General features: G+C 73.7%; 20 protein-coding genes. 15 read left to right on the top strand and 5 right to left on the bottom strand.

The window, feature by feature from the left end:
* Positions 1-210: 210 nt before the first annotated feature.
* Positions 211-753, bottom strand: a complete 543-nt coding sequence (locus tag FYC51_RS07170) for a GNAT family N-acetyltransferase (RefSeq protein ID WP_222863216.1) — start codon at positions 751-753, stop codon at positions 211-213.
* 77 nt (positions 754-830) lie between these two features.
* Here FYC51_RS07170 and hemE point away from each other — a divergent pair, with 77 nt between their 5' ends.
* The 15 genes from hemE to FYC51_RS07095 all read left to right on the top strand — a co-directional run bounded on the left by hemE (position 831) and on the right by FYC51_RS07095 (position 15155).
* Positions 831-1979: a uroporphyrinogen decarboxylase gene (gene hemE / locus FYC51_RS07165; RefSeq protein ID WP_148732918.1), complete on the top strand. Its 1149-nt coding sequence runs from the start codon at positions 831-833 to the stop codon at positions 1977-1979.
* Positions 1976-3649, top strand: coding sequence for a protoporphyrinogen/coproporphyrinogen oxidase (locus FYC51_RS07160; RefSeq protein ID WP_148732917.1), 1674 nt, complete (start codon positions 1976-1978; stop codon positions 3647-3649). Before hemE ends, FYC51_RS07160 begins: the two co-directional genes overlap by 4 nt.
* A gap of 112 nt (positions 3650-3761) precedes the next feature.
* The gene (locus FYC51_RS07155; RefSeq protein WP_148732916.1) at positions 3762-4244 is read left to right on the top strand and encodes a hypothetical protein; all 483 of its coding nucleotides are present in this window, start codon (positions 3762-3764) and stop codon (positions 4242-4244) included.
* Positions 4245-4259: 15 nt separating this feature from the next.
* Positions 4260-4664: a phage holin family protein gene (locus FYC51_RS07150; protein WP_148732915.1), complete on the top strand. Its 405-nt coding sequence runs from the start codon at positions 4260-4262 to the stop codon at positions 4662-4664.
* The gene (locus FYC51_RS07145; RefSeq protein ID WP_148732914.1) at positions 4651-4959 is read left to right on the top strand and encodes a DUF3618 domain-containing protein; all 309 of its coding nucleotides are present in this window, start codon (positions 4651-4653) and stop codon (positions 4957-4959) included. Before FYC51_RS07150 ends, FYC51_RS07145 begins: the two co-directional genes overlap by 14 nt.
* A gap of 21 nt (positions 4960-4980) precedes the next feature.
* Complete coding sequence (locus FYC51_RS07140) at positions 4981-5637, top strand: GntR family transcriptional regulator (protein WP_238476250.1); 657 nt, start codon at positions 4981-4983, stop codon at positions 5635-5637.
* Positions 5638-5674: 37 nt separating this feature from the next.
* Positions 5675-6796 (top strand): class I SAM-dependent methyltransferase, encoded by a 1122-nt coding sequence (locus FYC51_RS07135; RefSeq protein WP_148732913.1) that lies wholly within the window; start codon positions 5675-5677, stop codon positions 6794-6796.
* A 132-nt stretch (positions 6797-6928) separates the two neighbouring features.
* Entirely contained in the window at positions 6929-8188 is a 1260-nt protein-coding gene (locus FYC51_RS07130; protein ID WP_148732912.1) for a wax ester/triacylglycerol synthase domain-containing protein, read from the top strand.
* A gap of 42 nt (positions 8189-8230) precedes the next feature.
* Positions 8231-8968, top strand: coding sequence for a hydrogen peroxide-dependent heme synthase (gene hemQ / locus FYC51_RS07125; RefSeq protein WP_148732911.1), 738 nt, complete (start codon positions 8231-8233; stop codon positions 8966-8968).
* Positions 8968-10233, top strand: a complete 1266-nt coding sequence (locus FYC51_RS07120) for a ferrochelatase (RefSeq protein ID WP_148732910.1) — start codon at positions 8968-8970, stop codon at positions 10231-10233. The genes hemQ and FYC51_RS07120 overlap by 1 nt, the downstream gene beginning before the upstream one ends.
* On the top strand, positions 10230-11189 hold the full coding sequence (hemC, locus tag FYC51_RS07115; protein WP_274379480.1) for a hydroxymethylbilane synthase: 960 nt from the start codon (positions 10230-10232) through the stop codon (positions 11187-11189). The genes FYC51_RS07120 and hemC overlap by 4 nt, the downstream gene beginning before the upstream one ends.
* On the top strand, positions 11186-11995 hold the full coding sequence (locus tag FYC51_RS07110) for a uroporphyrinogen-III synthase (protein WP_420797221.1): 810 nt from the start codon (positions 11186-11188) through the stop codon (positions 11993-11995). Before hemC ends, FYC51_RS07110 begins: the two co-directional genes overlap by 4 nt.
* Before the next feature lie 200 nt (positions 11996-12195).
* Positions 12196-13191 (top strand): porphobilinogen synthase, encoded by a 996-nt coding sequence (hemB, locus tag FYC51_RS07105; RefSeq protein ID WP_148732908.1) that lies wholly within the window; start codon positions 12196-12198, stop codon positions 13189-13191.
* On the top strand, positions 13191-14549 hold the full coding sequence (gene hemL / locus FYC51_RS07100) for a glutamate-1-semialdehyde 2,1-aminomutase (RefSeq protein WP_148732907.1): 1359 nt from the start codon (positions 13191-13193) through the stop codon (positions 14547-14549). Before hemB ends, hemL begins: the two co-directional genes overlap by 1 nt.
* A gap of 225 nt (positions 14550-14774) precedes the next feature.
* On the top strand, positions 14775-15155 hold the full coding sequence (locus FYC51_RS07095) for a hypothetical protein (protein ID WP_148732906.1): 381 nt from the start codon (positions 14775-14777) through the stop codon (positions 15153-15155).
* 49 nt (positions 15156-15204) lie between these two features.
* Here FYC51_RS07095 and FYC51_RS07090 read toward each other — a convergent pair whose 3' ends face one another.
* The 4 genes from FYC51_RS07090 to FYC51_RS07075 are packed head-to-tail and all read right to left on the bottom strand — an operon-like array spanning position 15205 to position 18537.
* Positions 15205-15585 (bottom strand): DUF1304 domain-containing protein, encoded by a 381-nt coding sequence (locus FYC51_RS07090; RefSeq protein WP_148732905.1) that lies wholly within the window; start codon positions 15583-15585, stop codon positions 15205-15207.
* Positions 15586-15620: 35 nt separating this feature from the next.
* A complete protein-coding gene (locus FYC51_RS07085; RefSeq protein WP_187432524.1) occupies positions 15621-16787 on the bottom strand; it encodes a winged helix DNA-binding domain-containing protein in 1167 nt (388 codons plus the stop codon).
* Entirely contained in the window at positions 16766-17593 is an 828-nt protein-coding gene (locus FYC51_RS07080) for an ABC transporter permease (RefSeq protein WP_148732903.1), read from the bottom strand. The genes FYC51_RS07085 and FYC51_RS07080 overlap by 22 nt, the downstream gene beginning before the upstream one ends.
* The gene (locus FYC51_RS07075; protein WP_148732902.1) at positions 17590-18537 is read right to left on the bottom strand and encodes an ABC transporter ATP-binding protein; all 948 of its coding nucleotides are present in this window, start codon (positions 18535-18537) and stop codon (positions 17590-17592) included. The genes FYC51_RS07080 and FYC51_RS07075 overlap by 4 nt, the downstream gene beginning before the upstream one ends.
* Between the last annotated feature and the right edge of the window lie 69 nt (positions 18538-18606).

Genomic DNA, 18606 nt, shown 5'->3' with positions numbered 1-18606 from the left:
GGAGGCGCGCCAGCGCTGGCACGTCGTCGTGCGGGGAGACACGACGTGACCGACTGTATCGTGCGAGCGCTCTCATGCAACAGGGGGAATCGCGTGTCATCGTGCCGATCGACGCGTGATTCCGTTTTCCACGAGGATGCCTCAGCGTCGTTCCGAGGAGGCGGCGGTCGCCGACGGGGCGGTCGCCCCCCGGCGAAGAACCTCCGAAGTTCACAACTCCTTGGAGAACGCGACCCGGTGCTCGCCGGGGCCGTCGTAGTCGCGCCACGCGCGCACGCCGTCGAAGTCGGTGTCGCCGGATGCCGCGAACCCGAGCGAGGCGTGGAACGCCTGCGAGCGGCGGTTCGGCACGCCCGTGATCGCGTCGACGCGGTGGCATCCGGCCGCGCGCGACTCGGCGAAGAACACCTCGTAGAGGGTCCGCGCCAGGCCGTGCCCGCGCAGGTCGGGACGCACGCCGACGAAGTGGACGTACGCGACGCCGGGCTGCGCGTGCGACCGGAAGCCGATGAGGAACGCGGCGAGCCCCGCGGCATCCTCGCCCAGCAGGCTCGTGTCGCTGAAGTGCTGGAAGAACAGCGGCGGGAGCAGCAGCGGGAGCGGGGTGCCGGGCATGCCCCACCACTCGGGGATCGCGTCGACGACGGCGGGATGGTCGGCGACGAGCGGCCGGCGCAGGGCGAGGCCGGGCGGGAGCGCGGCGTCGGCGGGGAGCTCGATGGGCGGCTGCAGCATCCGTGGTTCGCGGGCCATGCTCGATCCTCCCAGCCGCCGCCGGCGGGAACGCCCCGACCGGCCGCCGAGCGGCACGCCCAGCCCGATACGCGACAATGTCACGCGTGATCCTCTCGCCCCAGCATCCCCTGTCCGCCGGCCTCACGGGCGACTCGCGCCTCGTGCGCGCCTACCGAGGGGAGCGCAGCGACACCACGCCCGTGTGGTTCATGCGCCAGGCCGGGCGCTCGCTGCCCGAGTACCGCGACCTGCGGGTCGGCACGCGCATGCTCGACGCGTGCCTCGACCCGGCGATGGCGAGCGAGATCACCCTCCAGCCGGTGCGCCGCCACACGGTCGACGCGGGCATCTTCTTCAGCGACATCGTGGTGCCGCTGAAGCTCGTCGGCGTCGACGTCGAGATCCAGCCCGGTCGCGGTCCGGTCTTCGGTCGTGGGTACGCGGATGCTGCGGGCGTCGCCGAGCTGACGGCCGTCGACCCCGCGCGCCTCGACGAGGCATCCGGCCCCATCACCGAGGCGGTCGCGCGCACGGTCGCGGAGCTGAACGACACCGACAACGGATCGGGCACAGCGACGCCGCTCATCGGCTTCGCGGGCGCGCCGTTCACGCTCGCCGCGTACCTCGCCGAGGGCGGTCCTTCGAAGGACCACCTCGCCGCCCGCACGCTCATGCACGCCGACCCGGGCGCGTGGCGCGCCCTCATGGACTGGACGGCCGAGCTCACCGGCCGCTTCCTGCGCACCCAGGTGCTCGCGGGCGCCTCGGCTGCGCAGCTCTTCGACTCCTGGGCGGGCGCGCTCTCGCTCGCCGACTACGAGACCCACGTGGCGCCGGCGTCGGCGAAGGCCCTCGCGCACGTGCACGACGTCGAGTACGAGACCACGGATGCCGCGGGCGCCGGAGTGACCCGCGCCGTGCCGGTCGTGCATTTCGGCGTCGGCACCGGCGAGCTGCTCGGCGCCATGCACGGCATCGGCGTCGACACGGTGGGCGTGGACTACCGCGTGCCCCTCGACGTCGCGTCGCAGCGCGTGGGCGCCGACGTGCCGCTGCAGGGCAACCTCGACCCGGCGCTGCTCGCCGCGCCGTGGCCCGTGCTCGAGGCCGCCGTGCGCGACGTGCTCGCCCGAGGCCGGGTCGCGCCCGCGCACGTCTTCAACCTCGGCCACGGCGTTCCGCCCGAGACCGACCCCACGGTGCTCACGCGCGTCGTCGAGCTCGTGCACGAGGCCGGCGCATGACCGACGCCTCCGACGCCTCAGGTGGTCGAGCGGCGCCCGGCGAAGCCGGACGCGTCGCGAGACCCGACGCCCAGCGCACCGACGTCATCGTCGTGGGCGGCGGTGTCGCGGGCCTCGTCGCCGCGCTCGAGTGCGCGAAGGTCGGCCTGCGCGTCACCGTGCTCGAGCGGCGCGAGGCGATCGGCGGATGCGTCGGCCGCATCGAGCTCGACGGGCTCTCGCTCGACAGCGGCGCGGAGTCGTTCGCGACCCGCGGCGGCACGGTCGCCGAGCTCGTCGACGCGCTCGGACTCGCCGACGCGGTCGAGTCGCCGAACGCCGCAGGCGCCTGGCTCGTCTGGCCCGCATCGAGCCGCCGCCTCGACGCCGCGCCGCTGCCGCGCACCGGCATGCTCGGCATCCCCGCGAACCCGCTCGGCGACGACGTGCGCCGCATCATCGGCTGGCGTGGCGCCTGGCGCGCGTATGCCGACCGCCTCATGCCGATCCTCACGATCGGACGCGCGCACAGCCTCGGGAAGCTCGTCCGCAGCCGCATGGGCGACGCCGTGCTCGAGCGCCTCGTCACCCCGATCTCCGCAGGCGTGTACTCGACCAACCCCGACGACCTGGACCTGGACGTCGTCGCGCCCGGCCTCAACGAGGCGATGACGCGCACCGGCTCGCTGTCGGGCGGCGTCGGCCAGCTCGTCGAGGAGCGCCGCGCCGGAGGCGCCGTGCAGGGCCTCCGCGGCGGGATGCACACGCTCGTCGACGCGCTCGCCGCGCAGCTCGAGCGCTTCGGGGTCGAGGTGCTCACCGGCACGGAGGCGACGAACCTCGAGCGGCTCGGCAGGCGTGCCGAGACGGACGCCGAGCCGACGCACGAGCGCTCGGGCGCGCCCGCGACGGGATGGCGCGTGAGCGCGACCCGGGTCGACGCACCCGCCGAGCCCGCGGCGGCAGGTGACGTCCTGGTCGCGGGCGAGCCCGCCGGCGCCGAGCCGCGCGAACTCGCGCTCGACGCGCCCTACGTGATCCTCGCGGCGCCGGCCGACGCCTCGCGCCGGTTGCTCGACGAGGCCGCGCTCGGGTGGTCGGATGCCGCGGACTGGCCGAGTGCGGCATCCGTCGAGCTCGTGACGCTCGTGCTCGACGCGCCCGCGCTCGATGCGGCCCCACGCGGAACGGGCGTGCTCGTCGCCGCCGGCACCCCCGGCGTGACCGCGAAGGCGCTCACGCACTCGACCGCGAAGTGGTCGTGGCTCGCGGAGCTCGCCGACGGGCGGCACGTCGTGCGCCTCTCCTACGGGCGCGCGGGCGAGTCGAACCCCCTCGACGGCCGCACCGAAGACGAGGTCGCGGCGCTCGCGCTCGCCGACGCGAGCGCACTGCTCGGCACGCCGCTCGACGCCTCGATGCTCCGCGCCTCCGGCCGCAGTGCGTGGCGCGACGCGCTCTCGCAGGCGACGATCGGGCAGCGCGACCGGGTGCGGGCGCTCGAGGACGTGCTCGCCGCCGAGCCCGGCATCGAAGCGACGGGCTCGTGGGTCGCGGGCACGGGGCTGGCGTCGGTGATCCCGCACGCGCTCGAGGCGGCACGCCGCATCCGCCACCTCGCCGTGAGCCCCGGCGACGTGCCCGGCTCGGGGGCCGACACCTCGACCGACGCTCCCGCAGACGACGCATAGCCGCAACGGCATACTTTCTCCGCAACCCCCTTGCGCCACTTCGCACGGGGTCTACGCTGGAGGGGTCGCTGTGGTCATCCAACGGCCGGCCACAGGGGGAGATGGGGTGCACATGAAGGGCAAGATCCTCTTCGTCGTCGGGCTCGGCGTCGGCTACGTGCTGGGCACGCGCGCCGGCCGCGAGCGCTACGAGCAGATCAAGCACGCGGCCGAGAACGTCTGGAACACGCCGGCGGTGCAGCAGGGCGTCGGCACCGCGAAGGAGTTCGCGATGAGCCGCGTCGGCGACCTGAGCGACACGGTGCTCGACAACGTGAAGGGCCTCATCGGCAACGCCACGAAGAGCTCGGGCGCGACCAAGGCCGACGTGAACCGCGCGGCGCGCAGCGCGAAGGCGAACATCTCGAAGGCCGCCACCGCCGCCCGCTCGGCGGTCGACGACGCCGCGTCCAAGCTCGAGGACGCCGTCGACGGCGCCGCCGACGTGGCGTCGAAGTCCGCCTCGTCGGGCACCTCGAAGTCGAGCTCGTCGAGCTCGAAGTCGACCGGGAAGGGCGGCTCATCGTCGCGCGGGTCGACCACGTCCGGCTCCTGACCCCCGGAGGCGACCATGCCAGCACCGTCGAATGACGATCGTTCGCTGTTCACCCTCGTCGGCGAGCTGCCCGACCGGGTGTCCGACCTCGTCCGCGCCGAGCTCGACCAGATCAAGGCCGAGATCAGCTACAAGCTCAAGCACTTCGGCATCGGCTCGGGCCTCTTCGCCGGCGCGGCGGTCGTCGGGGTGTTCCTGCTCTTCACGCTCATCGTCGCCGCGATCTTCGCGCTCGCGCTCGTGATGCCGGGCTGGGCCGCGGCGCTGACGGTCTCGGGCATCCTGGTGCTGATCATCGCGATCCTCGTGTGGATCGGCGTCGTCAACTTCAAGCGCGGCAGCGAGCCGCTCGAGTCCATAGAGAGCCTGCGCAAGGACCTCGACGTGGTGAAGGGAACGGGCGAGTATGACCGCGACTGACGCCGGCAAGGTCAGGGGGCGCGATGCCAAGACGCGTCAGCGCAACCTCACGCGCCTCGAGGCGCGGGCGAACTCCGAGCGCGCCCGCAAGGCGTTCGCGGGCACGCTCGACGCCCTCGAAGACAAACTGAACGTGCCCAAGCAGGTGCGCGCAAAGACCCAGCGCGCGAAGGTCGAGTTCCGTCGCTTCGCGAAGGAGCAGCCGGGTGCGGCGATCGCCACGGGCGTGACCGTCGCCGCGGTCGTCGGCGTGACGGTCTGGCTGATCGTGCGCGCCGTCGTCTCCGACACGTGACCCCGGCGAGCGGATGCCGCGATGTCACCGCTCGACGCCACGGGCGCTGAAGCCATGCACCCCGCGCCGACCGCGGTCGAGCGCGTGGCCGACGAGGTGCGCGCCGAGATCCTGAGCGGCGAGCTCGCGGCCGACGCCCCGCTCCGCGAGGAGGCCGCGGCCGCTCGCTACGGCGTCTCGAGGCACACCGTGCGCGCCGCGTTCCAGCGGCTCGTGGCCGAGCGGCTCGCCGTCGCGCTGCCGTACCGCGGGGTGCGGGTGGCGAGCTTCGACCGCGACACGATCGTCGCGCTGCAGCAGCTCCGGGCCGCGCTCGAGGTCGAGGCGGTGCGCATCGCGCGAGAGCGCCTCGGGCAGGAGTGGCCCGATGCCGTGCTTGCGCCCGCCCGCGACGCGCTCGATCGGCTCGCGGCATCCGCCGACTGGCTCGAGGCCGAGCGGGTGCACGCGGAGTTCCACCATGCGCTCGTCGCGGCATCCGGGAGCCCCCGGATCATCGAGGCGCACGCCGCGCTCGGCAGCGAGCTGCTGCTGTTCCTCCTGCACGTGCGACCGCACTACACGCTCGAGTCGCTCGTGGCCGAGCACCGCGAGCTGCTCGACGCGGTGCAGGCCGAGGGACCCGAGGCGCTGCGCGAGCATCTCGAGCACTCCACGCGCCTGCTCGTGGGGGAGTGAGGCCGCACCTGGGCGGCTGCGATCGAAGGAGATCGAGATGACGGATTCCGCAACGGCACCCGAGGCCGCGCCCGACGGCGCGACCGCAGCGACCCAGGCCTTCGCCGATCGGGTCTTCGGCTCGGTGCTCGGCGCGATCGAGCTGCTGAGCATCCACCTCGGCGATCGGCTCGGCTGGTACCGCGCACTCGACGAGTCCGGTCCGCTGTCGTCGGCCGAGCTCGCCCAGCGCACCGGAACGGTGGAGCGCTACGCCCGCGAGTGGCTCGAGCAGCAGGCGGTCAACGGCATCCTCACCGTCGACGAGTCGGATGCCGCGGCGCCCGCGTCCGAGCGTCGCTTCGCGCTGCCCGCGGCGCACGCCGTAGTGCTCGCCGACGCGGCCTCGCTCGACTACATGGCGCCCGTCGCGCGCATGATCACGGCGGCCGCGATGCGGGCCGCCTCGCTCGTGGAGGCGTATCGCGGTGGCGGCGGCGTCTCGTGGGAGCAGTTCGGCGACGACGCCCGCGAGTCGCAGGCCGACGTCAACCGGCCCTGGTTCGAGCGGCGCCTCGGCGACGCCGTCGCCTCGGTCACCGAGCTCGACGCCGTGCTGTCGCGGCCCGGCGCGCGCATCGCCGACGTCGGGTGCGGGCACGGCTGGTCGACGCTGGCGCTCGCGCGGGCGTATCCGTCGGCGCGAGTCGTCGGCATCGACGTGGACGAGCCCTCGATCGTGGCCGCCCGCGAGAATGCGGAGGCTGCGGGACTGGCCGACCGGGTCGAGTTCCGGTTGGCGGGCGGCGAGGAGCTGGCCGAGCCCGGCGCGTTCGACGCGGCGTTCGTGTTCGAGGCGCTGCACGACATGCCGCGACCCGTCGAGGTGCTCGACGCGATGCGGCGGGCGGTGCGCGACGACGGCGCCGTCGTCATCATGGACGAGGCGGTCGCGCCCGGGTTCGCTCCCGACGGCGACGAGGTCGAGCGGCTCATGTACGGCTACAGCATCCTCATCTGCCTGCCCGACAGCCTCGCGACGCCGGGGTCGGTCGGCACGGGCACCGTGATGCGCCAGGCGACGCTCGAGCGATACGCGACCGAGGCCGGGTTCTCGCGCATCGAGGAGCTGCCGATCGAGGACTTCGCGATGTTCCGGTTCACGCGGCTCGTGCACTGACGGTGGCCGCGGCATCCGCTGCGCCACTTCGACGCGGTCTGCACCCATACGACTGGCGCGATGCGCGCACAGGTGGCGCAGCGGTGAGCCGGCGGCGGCCGGAGCGACCGCCGCCGGAGTAGGCTCCGGCGCGTGGAGGGGCAGGCGGCGGCGCGCATCTCGCCGATCGACGCGGCGACGTTGGGCATCAGCGTGCACGGCGGCCAGCCGTACCTCATCACGCTGGCGGGTGTCCTCGGTACGGGCGAGCTCGTCGACGCGGCGGGGCGACCGGATGCCGCCGCGATCCGCCGCCTGCTGGCTCGCCGGATCGGCGGCCTCCCAGTCCTCAGGCAGCGCGCGGTGCGCCGCGACGAAGCGTGGTGGTGGGAGCCGCAGGAGCCCGACCTCGCCGCGCACGTGCTGGTCGAGGAGCCCGGCGCGGGTGGGCGCGGCTTCGAGGCGGTGTGCGCGCGCCTCCTGATGCGGCCGCTGCCGCCCGATCGACCGCTGTGGGAGATCGTGCTCGTGCCCGGCGCCCGCCCCGGCGGCTGCGGCATCGTGATCCGCTTCCACCACGTCATCGCCGACGGCGCGCACGCCGTCGCGCTCGTCGAGGGGCTCTTCGATCCCCTGCCGGTCACGGTCGAATCGGATGCCGCGAGCCCGCCGTCAGTGGCGAAGGCAGGCGCACCCGCCGCCGGGCATCCGTCCCGCACGGCCGTGCTCGCCTACCGCCTCCGCCAGTTCCTGCGCCCGTGGATCCGCTCGCGGGTGCTGCTCGGACCGCTCGGACCGCGAAGGGATGCGGCCGGGGCATCCGTCGACCTGGACCGACTGCACCACGCGGCGCACGCTGCCGGCGGCACGATCGGCGACGCGTTCGTCGTCGCCGTCGGCCGCGGGCTCGCGCACGCGATGCGCGCGGGAGGCGAGCGCGTGCCCGCGACGGTCACCGTCTCGCAGCCCGTGCGCCTGGCCTCGCACGACGGACAGCTCAACGCGGTCGGCGTGATGCTCGTGCCCGTTCCGCTGGGAGGCGCCCTGCGCGACGCCATCGAGCGGATCTCACGCACCACGCGTGCGGCGAAGCCCGTCGCGCGGGCGTCGGGCACGGTCATCCGCTCGCCGGCCGCCGCTCGCGGATTCGACGCGTTCGCGCGGCACCAGCGGCTCATCGCCGCGGTCGTGTCGAACGTCCCCGGACCGAGCAGGCGGCTGTCGCTCGCGGGCTCACCGCTCGTCGAGCTCCTGCCGCTCGCCCCGCTCGCGGGGAACGTGCGCGTCGGCGTCACCGCCGCGTCGTACGACGGGCGCCTCTGGATCGGCGTCGTGACGGACGCCGAGCACGTCGCCGCGGCATCCGATGTGGCCGACCGCATCGCCGCCGCGCTCGAGGAGCTCGGCACCTGACCCCTTTTTGGCCGATGGCCCCGGAAGGGGGAGACTGGAGGCATGTCTTCCCCCGCTGCCGAAGCGGCAGCCGACGCGCTCCAGACCGATTCCGACGCCGAGCAGTCTCCCGAGGGCTACACGGTGTTCGTCGTGCTCCGCAAGGACCCCGCACGACCCGACGACCTCGACGGCCACGACGTTCCCCGATTCGTCGAGGAGCTCGACGGCGTCATCGCCCTCGTCGAGGACGAAGGCGTCACCCTGCGCGGCATCTACGACGTGTCGGGCCTCCGCGCCGACGCCGACGTGATGCTGTGGCTGCACGGCCCCACCGCGGAGGGCCTGCAGTGGGCCATCCGCGAGCTGCGCCGTGCGCGCCTGTTCCGCGCCCTCCTGCCCACGTGGAACGCCATGGGCGTGCACCGCGACGCCGAGTTCAACAAGGCGCACGTGCCCGGCTTCCTGCGCGGCCTCGAGCCGAAGCAGTGGCTCACGGTCTACGCGTTCGTGCGCAGCTACGAGTGGTACCTGCTGGCGCCCGAGGAGCGTGGGCGCATGCTCGCCGAGCACGGCCGCAAGGGCGCCGCCTTCAGGGGCGTGATCGCCAACACGGTCGCGTCGTTCTCGCTCGGCGACTACGAGTGGCTCCTGCCCCTCGAGTCCGACGAGCTCACCGACCTCGTCGACCTCATGCGCGACCTGCGGGCCACCGACGCGCGCCGCCACTTGCGCGAGGAGGTCCCGTTCTACACGGGCCGCCGCGTCTCCACGGCCGAGCTCGTCGAGGTGCTGCAGTAATGGCGGCGGCGAACCTCGGCTCCACCGGCGCAGCGGATGCCCCGGGCACCGCGCATCGCGGTCGCAAGCCCGCCCCCGCGGCATCCGCCCCCTGTGCGCCCGGAGCGGTCGTGCCGGGCGCGACGCGCGCTGCACAGGCCGGCCCCGAGCACGTGACGGAGCCCGTCGCGTACGACGCGATCCTCCTCGCCGGCTTCGGCGGGCCCGAGGGCCAGGACGACGTGATCCCGTTCCTGCGCAACGTGACGAGCGGTCGCGGCATCCCCGACGAGCGGCTCGAGGAGGTGGCGCACCACTACCGCCACTTCGGCGGAATCAGCCCGATCAACGAGCAGAACCGGCAGCTGAAGGCCGGGCTCGAGGCCGAGCTCGCGCGGCGCGGCGTCGAGCTGCCGGTCATCTGGGGCAACCGCAACTGGGACCCCTACCTCAACGACGCGCTCGCCGAGGCGAAGGAGCGCGGGTTCACGAAGCTCATCGCCATCGCGACGAGCGCCTACAGCTCGTACTCGAGCTGCCGTCAGTACCGCGAGGACTTCGCCGACGCGCTCGCCGACACCGGCACGGGCGACGAGATCCAGATCGACAAGGTGCGGCAGTTCTTCGACCACCCGGGCTTCGTGCAGCCGTTCATCGAGGGCGTGCGCGATGGCATCGGCGGCCTCGTGGCCGACCACCCTGGGCTCGACCGCACGACCGAGGTCGAGGTGCTGTTCGCGACGCACTCCATCCCGTCGACGGATGCCGCGAAGTCGGGCCCCGCCGAGCGCGGGTTCGGCGAGGGCGGCGCCTACGCCGCCCAGCACCGCGCCGTGGCCGAGGTCGTCATGCGCGAGGCCGGCGCGACCGACGTGCCGTGGCAGCTCGTCTACCAGTCGCGCTCGGGGCCGCCGTCGATGCCGTGGCTCGAGCCCGACATCAACGACGCGATCGAGCAGCTCCCGACCGCGGGCCGCAAGGCCGTCGTGATCGTGCCGCTCGGATTCGTCAGCGACCACATGGAGGTGCTCTGGGACCTCGACAACGAGGCGCTCGAGACGGCGCAGGAGCAGGGCCTCGCCGCCGTGCGCGTGCCGACGCCGGGCACCCACCCGGCGTACGTCGCCGGGCTCGTCGACCTCGTGCTCGAGCGCGTGCACGGCACGCCCGTCGCCGACCGTCCGGCCATGACCGAGCTCGGTCCCTGGTACGACGTGTGCCGCCCCGGATGCTGCGAGAACGTGCGCCTCGGGTTCCGCCCGGCGCTGGCGGGGATCGCGCCGTGAGCGGGTCGAACGTCATCCGCGTCGGCACCCGGGCGAGCGCACTCGCCATGGCGCAGACGACGCAGATCGCCGAGCGCATCGCGAAGGCCGCCAAGGCCGACATCGAACTCGTGCCGGTGACCACCGAGGGCGACACCTCGCGCGCGTCGCTGGCGTCGCTCGGCGGCACGGGCGTGTTCGCGGCGGCCCTGCGCGAGGCGCTGCTGCGCGGCGAGGTCGACGTGGTCGTGCACTCCCTGAAGGACCTGCCCACGGCCGACCACCCCGGCCTGCGCATCGGGGCGATCCCGAAGCGCGCCGACGCCCGCGATGCGCTCTGCGCCCGCGACGGCCTCGCGCTCGCCGACCTGCCCGGGGGCGCCCGCGTCGGCACCGGCTCGCCGCGCCGCATCGCGCAGCTCGCCGCCGCGCGCCCCGACGTCGTCGCCGTCGACATCCGCGGCAACGTCGACACCCGCCTCGGCAAGGTCGCGTCGGGCGAGCTCGACGCCGTGCTGCTCGCGGCAGCGGGCCTCGGTCGACTCGGGCGATCGGATGCCGCGACCGAACTGCTCCCGCTCGCTGCATGGCCCACGGCACCGGGCCAGGGCGCGCTCGCGATCGAGGTGCGCCGGGAGCGCGGCGACCGTGCGCTGGAGCGTGCCCTCGAGGCCGTCGACCACGCCACGACGCGCGCCACGGTGCTCGCCGAGCGCCTCGTGCTCGCTGGCCTCGAGGCCGGTTGCTCGGCCCCCGTCGGTGCAAGCGCGTTCATCGAGGACGAACTTCTGTTCCTGTCCGCGAGCGTGTACAGTGCCGACGGGACGCGGCAGCTGACCAGCTCGCATGCCGCCACCCCCGACAGCCGCTCGGCCGCCGATCTGGCGGACGCGGCTCGTGACGTCGCCGATCGCGTCGTCGCAGAACTCCTCGGCAACGGCGCCGCCGATCTTGCACCTCGTGAGGAGTCGCCGTGAGCGAATTCGAATGGACCGGCGCGATCGGACTGCCGTTCCACGACGGCAAGCCGCTCGCCGGATGGCGCGTGCTCGTGCCCAGGGGCGGCCCCTGGGGCGATGGCGTGGCCGCTGCGCTGCGCGCGCGCGGCGCGACGCCGATCGTCGCGCCCATGATCAACTTCGCGCCCACCGACGACCAGCCCGCGCTCGAGGCGGCCCTCGCGAAGCTCGCCGCCGGCGGGTTCGACTGGGTCACCGTGACGAGCGCCACGACGGTCGACGTGCTCGCGTCCTACGGCGCGGTCATTCCGGCCTCGACGAAGGTCGCCGCGGTCGGCGAGACCACCGCGGCCGCCCTCGTCGCGGCCGGCTACCACGCCGACATCGTCCCGTCCGAAGACAACTCCGCCCGTGGCCTGCTCGAGGAGTGGGAGGCGGCGACCGAGGGCCAGAAGGGCCTGCGCGTGCTCGCGCTGCGCTCCGCGATCGCGAAGCAGGTGCTCTCGATCGGCCTCGCCCGCATCGGCCACCACGTCGAGGCCGTCGTCGCCTACCGCACGGTGGGCGTGCCGGTCGCGGCGAAGGTCGTCGACGACGTGCGTGCCGGCAACGTGCACGCCGTGCTCGTGACGTCGGGCAGCGTCGCCGAGCAGGTGCAGCAGCAGCTCGGCCCCATCCCCGAGTCGATCCTCGTCGCGGCGATCGGCCCGCAGACGCAGCGGGATGCCGCGCAGATCGGTCTTCGCGTCGACGTCATCGCCCGCGAGCGCAGCGCCGAGTCCCTCATCGACGCGCTCGTCGAGGCGGCCACCACCCGCGCCTGACGCGGTCCTGCACGTCCGCGTCCGGCGTGCTCAATTCAGGCGATCGTTCGGCATTCAGGCGATCCGCAACCGAACTCGCCTGAATCCAGCGCGATCGCCTGAATCGGCGCTGACGAGGCCACGCAGAGCCCCGACCGCCCGCGCGTGATGCTGTCGTCCCGCCGGGCGAGCGCCCAGCCGGCGCGACGTAGGCTGTTCGGGTGACTTCCACGCCCCTTCCCCGCGTCCGTCCGCGCCGCCTCCGCGAGACCCCCGCGCTGCGGCGACTCGTGTCGGAGACGCGCCTGCACCCGGCCGAGCTCGTGCTGCCGCTGTTCGTGCGCGAGGGCGTCACCGCGCCGATGCCGATCGCCTCGATGCCGGGCGTGGTGCAGCACTCGCTCGAGAGCCTTCCCGATGCGATCGACGAGGCCGCGGCCGCCGGTGTCGGCGGCGTGATGCTGTTCGGCGTGCCCGAGGTGCGCGACGCCAGGGGCTCCGGCGCGACCGATCCCGACGGGATCCTCAACGTGGCCACGCGCGTCGCCGTCGAGGCATCCGCGGGCCGGCTCGTCGTGCAGACCGACCTGTGCCTCGACGAGTTCACCGACCACGGCCACTGCGGCGTGCTCGACGATCGCGGCCGCGTCGACAACGACGCAACGCTCGAGCGCTACCAGGCGATGGGCCTCGAGCAGGCCCGAGCCGGCTCCCAGGTGCTCGGCCTCTCGGGCATGATGGACGGCCAGGTCGCCGCCGTGCGCGAGGCGCTCGACGACCAGGGGCACACGGATGTCGCGATCCTCGCCTACTCGGCCAAGTACGCGTCGGCGTACTACGGGCCGTTCCGCGACGCGGTCGAGTCGACGCTCGAGGGCGATCGCCGCACCTACCAGCTCGATCCGGGCAATCGGCGCGAGGGCCTCCGCGAGGCGATGATCGACATCGACGAGGGCGCCGACGTCGTCATGGTGAAGCCCGCGGGCAGCTACCTCGACGTGCTCGCCGACGTCGCCGCGGCATCCGAGGTGCCGGTCTGGGCGTACCAGGTGTCGGGCGAGTACTCGATGGTCGAGGCCGCCGCCGCGCACGGCTGGATCGACCGCAAGCGCGCCGTGATCGAGTCGGTCCGCGGCATCCGCCGCGCCGGCGCCGACGCGGTGCTCACCTACTGGGCGACCGAGCTCGCCGGCTGGATCCGGGAGGGGATCGACTGATGACGGATCTCGATACGGCTGCTTCGCTGCCTACTCGATCACCGGGAACGAACGCCGACCTGTTCGCCCGCGCGCAGGCCGCGATCCCGGGCGGCGTGAACTCGCCCGTGCGCGCGTTCCGCTCGGTGGGCGGCACGCCGCGGTTCCTCGTGTCGGCGCGCGGCCCGTACGTCACCGACGCCGAGGGCCGCGAGTACGTCGACCTCGTCGCCGGCTGGGGTCCCGCGATCCTCGGCCACGCCGACCCGCGCGTCATCGAGGCGGTGACGGATGCCGCGCGCCGCGGCCTCTCGTTCGGCTCGTCGACGCCCGCCGAGACCGAGCTCGCTGAGCTCGTCGAGCAGCGCGTCGCCCCGGTCGAGCAGCTCCGCCTCGTGTCGACCGGCACGGAGGCGACCATGAGCGCCATCCGCCTCGCTCGCGGCTTCACCGGCCGCGACCTGCTCGTGAAGTTCGCCGGCCACTACCACGGGCACTCCGACGGCCTGCTCGCCGAGGCGGGTTCGGGCCTCGCGACGTTCGCGCTCCCGGGGTCGGCCGGCGTGCCCGCCGACATCGCGGCGCTCACCCTCGTCCTGCCCTACAACGACCTCGACGCGGTGCGCGCCGCATTCGCCGACCACGGCGACCGCATCGCGGCCGTGATCGTCGAGGCCGCCGCGGCGAACATGGGCGTCGTGCCGCCGCTGCCCGGCTTCAACCGCGCGCTCGTCGACCTCGCGCACGCGCACGGCGCGCTCGTCATCTCCGACGAGGTGCTCACGGGCTTCCGCGTCTCGAAGGCCGGCTGGTGGGGCGTCGAGCGCGGCACCGACGGCGAGTACACGCCCGACCTGCTCACGTTCGGCAAGGTCATCGGCGGCGGCATGCCCGTGGCCGCGCTCGGCGGTCGCGCCGACATCATGCAGCAGCTCGCGCCCGTCGGCCCCGTGTACCAGGCCGGCACGCTCTCGGGGAACCCCGTCGCGGTCGCCGCCGGCGTCGCCACCCTGCGCGCAGCGGATGCCGCGGTCTACGCGCACCTCGACGCCGCCGCTGCGACGATCAGCTCCGCGGTGTCCGATGCGCTCGCAGCCGAGGGCGTCGCGCATGCCGTGCAGCGGGCCGGCAACCTCTTCAGCTTCGTGTTCGGCGACGGCGTGGCATCCGGCGTCACCGACTACGCGGGCGTGCAGCGGCAGGAGGGCTGGCGGTACGCGCCGTTCTTCCACGCGATGCTCGACGCGGGCGTCTCGCTGCCGCCGTCGGTGTACGAGGCGTGGTTCGTCACGGCCGCCCACGACGACGCGGCGATCGGGCGCATCGTCGAGGCGCTGCCCGCGGCTGCGCGCGCCGCGGCATCCGCCCGACCCGCGTAACCGCCTTACCCCCGGTCGTCGAGTAGCGCCGCCGCAGGCGACGCGTATCGAGACGAATGACGGGTCTCGATACGCGTCCGGCTTCGCCGGGCGCTACTCGACCACCGGAGGGGTAACCGCCTCGCGCGGCGCTACTACTCGACGACCGGGCGGGGTACGAAACCGTTACGCCATTGTGGGGTGGCGACACGGCGCGCGTCGGTCGGCTCGGGCAGGATGGAAGGCATGGCCCAGCTTCGCGTGCACAGCGACCGGATCGAGGTTCACCTCACTCCGGCCGAGAAGGCGCTCGCGTTCCGCTCGGACGACCTGGTGGTGCAGCGCGACGACATCCGCTCGGCGACCATCACCGACGATCCCTGGGTGTGGATCCGCGGCATCCGCCGGCGGGGCTCCGAGATCCCGCTCGTCGTGGCGGTGGGCGTGTGGAAGTACCACGGCGGCACCGACTTCGTCATCATCAAGGGCAAGCGGCAGGCGGTCGTGCTCGAGCTCGCGGCGGGCGAGTTCACCCGCATCATCCTGAGCACCAACCAATCGGCGCGCCTCATCGATCGCCTCAAGCTCACCGAGCCGCCGACCGAGGCCGACGCGTCGCACGACTGAGCGATTCGCAATCACCGGCACGCGCGCTCGGCGGCGCCGGCGGCCGGCCTCAGGCGAAGACGAACAGCACGAACCCGATGAGCGGCAGCGTGCCCTGGATGAGCGCCGCCCGGATGTAGCCGCGCCCGGTCGTGGTGAGCACCGCCGCGGCGAGCACCATGCACGCCGTCGTGAAGAGCACGAGCGTCTTGCCCGGGGCGGTCGCGCCCGCCCAGTAGAGCACCAGGCCGAGCGTCGCGCCGATCCCGAGGAACAGGTTGTAGAAGCCCTGGTTGTAGGCCATCGGCTTCGTCGTGTCGGCGGCCGCCTGGTCGGCGACGCCGAAGCGCTTCCAGGTCGAGGGGCGCGTCCACCACACGCTCTCCATGAGGAAGATGTAGCCGTGCAGCAGCGCGGCGAGGGCGACGAAGATGCTCGCGATGACGGCCATGGCGCGATCGTAGCGGGCGCGTGGCCCGCGACGGGTCAGGCCGACGGGATCGGCTCGCGCTCGACCGTGACCGGCTGTCCGAGGAAGCGCTCGACCTCGGCGACGGATGCCGCGAGCGCGCGCTCCTCGGCAGGGGTGAACTCGCGCCACGGCACGATCCGCACCCGGGCGCGCTTCGCCTCGACGACCGGGGCCCAGCGCCCGGCCATGGTGCCGTCGATCACGAGGGCGTGCAGCGGGAACTCGGGGTGCACCGGATCCGAGCGGCCCGGCGGCTGCAGGTACGAGCGCGGCGGCGCGTAGCCCATGATGTACTCGTCGTACGCCTGCAGCAGGTCGACGACCGGCGCCGCGGCATCCGACACCGGCTCGGCCGGTTCCAACGAGGCCACGGTTGCCGCGTCGAGCACGTGCGCGGCGCCGTCGACCTCGAGCTCCTCGATGCGTCCGCCGCCGAGGCCCTCGGGATCGGCCGCATCAGCGAACGCCCGCCGCGCATCGCCCAGCGTGAAGCCCGACCACGCGGCGAAGTCGCGCTCGGTGACGGGACCCCGCGAGGCGATGAACCGCGCGGCGAGCTCGGCCAGCGCCTCCTCGCGCGGACGCGGCGCCGACGGCGGCACCCGCTCGTCGAACGCGGCATAGGTGCGCTGCTTGCCGGCGTTGGCGCCGCTGATCGCGACGCGCTCGAGCTCGGCCAGCATGAGCACGTACGTGAACGCGAGTCCCGTGAGCGGCAACCCGCCCGCCTCGAGGGCCGCGGTCAGCTCGGCGCGCGTGCGGTGCCCGCCCTCGAGCGACGCCGCCACGATCGCGAGCCCGCGCGTGCCCGTCTCGCCCTCGAGGCCGGAACGGCGGATGTACGTCCGGCTCGCGCCGTAGACGCGCTCGGCCGAGACCTCCATGATCCAGCGGGCGTCGTCGGGATGCAGGAAGTGCCATGTGGGCCGGAGCACGTGCGTACGGAGGATCCCGCCGTCGTCGAGCGCCGCGGCGAGGGTCGCGGCATCCGGTCGCCGATCGTGGGGAACGCGGGCGGCGAGACCCCACTGCGCGGGCAGGAACTCCTGCGCCTGCACGGCCGCGAACCGGCGCACGACCTCGGGACCCGAGGCGTCGAACGGCGCCCGGAGCCCCTGCACGCGGAGCCGGAGGGTCCGCAGCTCGGCGAGGTCCACCGTCAGGTCACGTCCCGCCGCCACGTGGTCGCGCCGCCGAGGATCGTCGCCACGGCGCCGATCGCGAGGAGCACGAGCCCGCCCTGCCACCACTCGAGCGACTCCGACGAGCCGACCGACGCGATCGTGTAGAACGAGGCGCCGACGAGCGCGTCGCTCGCCGCGCCCGGCAGGTACTGCCCGATCTGCGCGGTCACGTCGTTGAGGGATGCCCCGAGCCGCAGGATCGGCTCGACGAACTGCGTGAACGCCAGCACGATCACGATCGCCGCGACCTGGTTCGGCACGAGCGCGCCGAGGCCGACGCCGATCGTGGCCCAGAGCGCCATCGCGAGCACGCCGCGGCCGATGAGCGCCCACGTGTCGGTCTCGTCGAGGCCGGTGTCGAGCCCGAACGCCGAGAGGGCCGCGGCCCCGCCGGCGACCGACGTGGCGAACGCGATGACGCCGAAGCCCGCGCCGAGCACGAGTTCCGACACGTACTTCGAGCCGAGTACGACCGAGCGGTGCGGCACGGCGAGGAAGGTGGGCGTCAGCGTCTTGTGCCGGATCTCGCCCGTGACGGCGAGCGCGCCGAGCAGCACGGGGAAGACGTAGCCGACCGAGGAGGCGAAGCTGTAGAGCAGCGGGCCGAGCTGGATGCCGGGCGGCAACTGGGTGTTGCCGACGTTCTCGGCGGCATCGGGGTTCTCGACGGCCCACCCGAGGAACGCGCCGAACCCGCCCGCGAGGAACAGCACGTATGCGACGAGCAGGATCGCGAGCAGCCACCACATGCGGGTGGTGAAGACCTTCTGGAACTCGGAGCCGATCGAGCGGAACACGGTCATCGCACCTCACCTCCGCCGACGCGCACGGGTTCGAGGCCCGGCGTGCCCTCACTCCCGCCGTCCCCGACGAGCGAGAGGAACGAGTCCTCCAGCCCCGCCGCGACCTGGTGCAGTGCGCTGAGCTCGACGCCGCCGACGAACGCGGCGTGCCCGACGCGGCCCGGGTCGGGTTCCTCCACGATGAATCCCGCACCCTCCTCGGTGTACTCGAGGCCGGCCTGGTCGAGTGCCGCGGCGAGTCGGTGCGGGTCGGGCGATTCCACGACGGTCCGCGGAGCGGCGCCGATCTGAAGCGTCGAGAGCGGGCCGCTGCGCACGAGCCGGCCGCGCGAGATGATCACGACGTCGTCGACGCTCTGCTGCACCTCGCTGAGCAGGTGGGAGCTCACGAGCACCGTGCGACCCTCCTTCGCGAGGCTCTGCAGGAAGCCGCGGATCCACCGGATGCCCTCGGGGTCGAGCCCGTTGATCGGCTCGTCGAGCACGAGCACGCCCGGGTCGCCGAGCAGCGTGTACGCGAGCGAGAGGCGCTGGCGCATGCCGAGCGAGAACCCGCCGACGCGGCGGCCCGCGAACTCCGAGAGCCCGACCATGGTGAGCACGGCCGGCACGCGCGACTTCGGGATGCCGGCGGCGGTCGCGTAGACCGCGAGGTGCTGCTTCGCGGAGCGACCGGGGTGGAAGTTCGCGTCGAGCGCGGCGCCCACCGTCTCGAGCGGCCGGGCGAGGTCGCGATACCGGGTGCCGCCGAACGTCGCGGTGCCCGAACTCGCGCGCACCAGGCCGAGGAGCACGCGCAGCGTGGTGGTCTTGCCCGCACCGTTGGGTCCGAGGAACCCCGTGACGCGTCCGGGCTGGACCGTGAAGCTCAGATCGTCGACCGCGGTCACCGGTCCGAATCGCTTGCTCAGCCCCGTGACCTCGATTGGGATTCCCGCCGCCATGCACGCCACCCTAGCGAGGGGCGCGGGCGCGGGGCATCCGCCGCGTGGGGGAGACCCGAAGGTCGTCTC

Origin of the sequence: Agromyces mariniharenae, assembly GCF_008122505.1 — a bacterium.
Taxonomy (GTDB): Bacteria; Actinomycetota; Actinomycetes; order Actinomycetales; family Microbacteriaceae; genus Agromyces; species Agromyces mariniharenae.
Note: the sequence above shows the minus strand (reverse complement) of the source record. Positions and strands in the feature narration are given on the sequence as shown.

Coding starts and splice junctions, on each gene's coding strand:
- FYC51_RS07170 (WP_222863216.1), bottom strand. CDS start 753: ATGGCCCGCGAACCACGGATGCTGCAGCCGCCCATCGAGCTCCCCGCC.
- hemE (WP_148732918.1), top strand. CDS start 831: ATGTCACGCGTGATCCTCTCGCCCCAGCATCCCCTGTCCGCCGGCCTC.
- FYC51_RS07160 (WP_148732917.1), top strand. CDS start 1,976: ATGACCGACGCCTCCGACGCCTCAGGTGGTCGAGCGGCGCCCGGCGAA.
- FYC51_RS07155 (WP_148732916.1), top strand. CDS start 3,762: ATGAAGGGCAAGATCCTCTTCGTCGTCGGGCTCGGCGTCGGCTACGTG.
- FYC51_RS07150 (WP_148732915.1), top strand. CDS start 4,260: ATGCCAGCACCGTCGAATGACGATCGTTCGCTGTTCACCCTCGTCGGC.
- FYC51_RS07145 (WP_148732914.1), top strand. CDS start 4,651: ATGACCGCGACTGACGCCGGCAAGGTCAGGGGGCGCGATGCCAAGACG.
- FYC51_RS07140 (WP_238476250.1), top strand. CDS start 4,981: ATGTCACCGCTCGACGCCACGGGCGCTGAAGCCATGCACCCCGCGCCG.
- FYC51_RS07135 (WP_148732913.1), top strand. CDS start 5,675: ATGACGGATTCCGCAACGGCACCCGAGGCCGCGCCCGACGGCGCGACC.
- hemQ (WP_148732911.1), top strand. CDS start 8,231: ATGTCTTCCCCCGCTGCCGAAGCGGCAGCCGACGCGCTCCAGACCGAT.
- FYC51_RS07120 (WP_148732910.1), top strand. CDS start 8,968: ATGGCGGCGGCGAACCTCGGCTCCACCGGCGCAGCGGATGCCCCGGGC.
- hemL (WP_148732907.1), top strand. CDS start 13,191: ATGACGGATCTCGATACGGCTGCTTCGCTGCCTACTCGATCACCGGGA.
- FYC51_RS07095 (WP_148732906.1), top strand. CDS start 14,775: ATGGCCCAGCTTCGCGTGCACAGCGACCGGATCGAGGTTCACCTCACT.
- FYC51_RS07090 (WP_148732905.1), bottom strand. CDS start 15,585: ATGGCCGTCATCGCGAGCATCTTCGTCGCCCTCGCCGCGCTGCTGCAC.
- FYC51_RS07080 (WP_148732903.1), bottom strand. CDS start 17,593: ATGACCGTGTTCCGCTCGATCGGCTCCGAGTTCCAGAAGGTCTTCACC.
- FYC51_RS07075 (WP_148732902.1), bottom strand. CDS start 18,537: ATGGCGGCGGGAATCCCAATCGAGGTCACGGGGCTGAGCAAGCGATTC.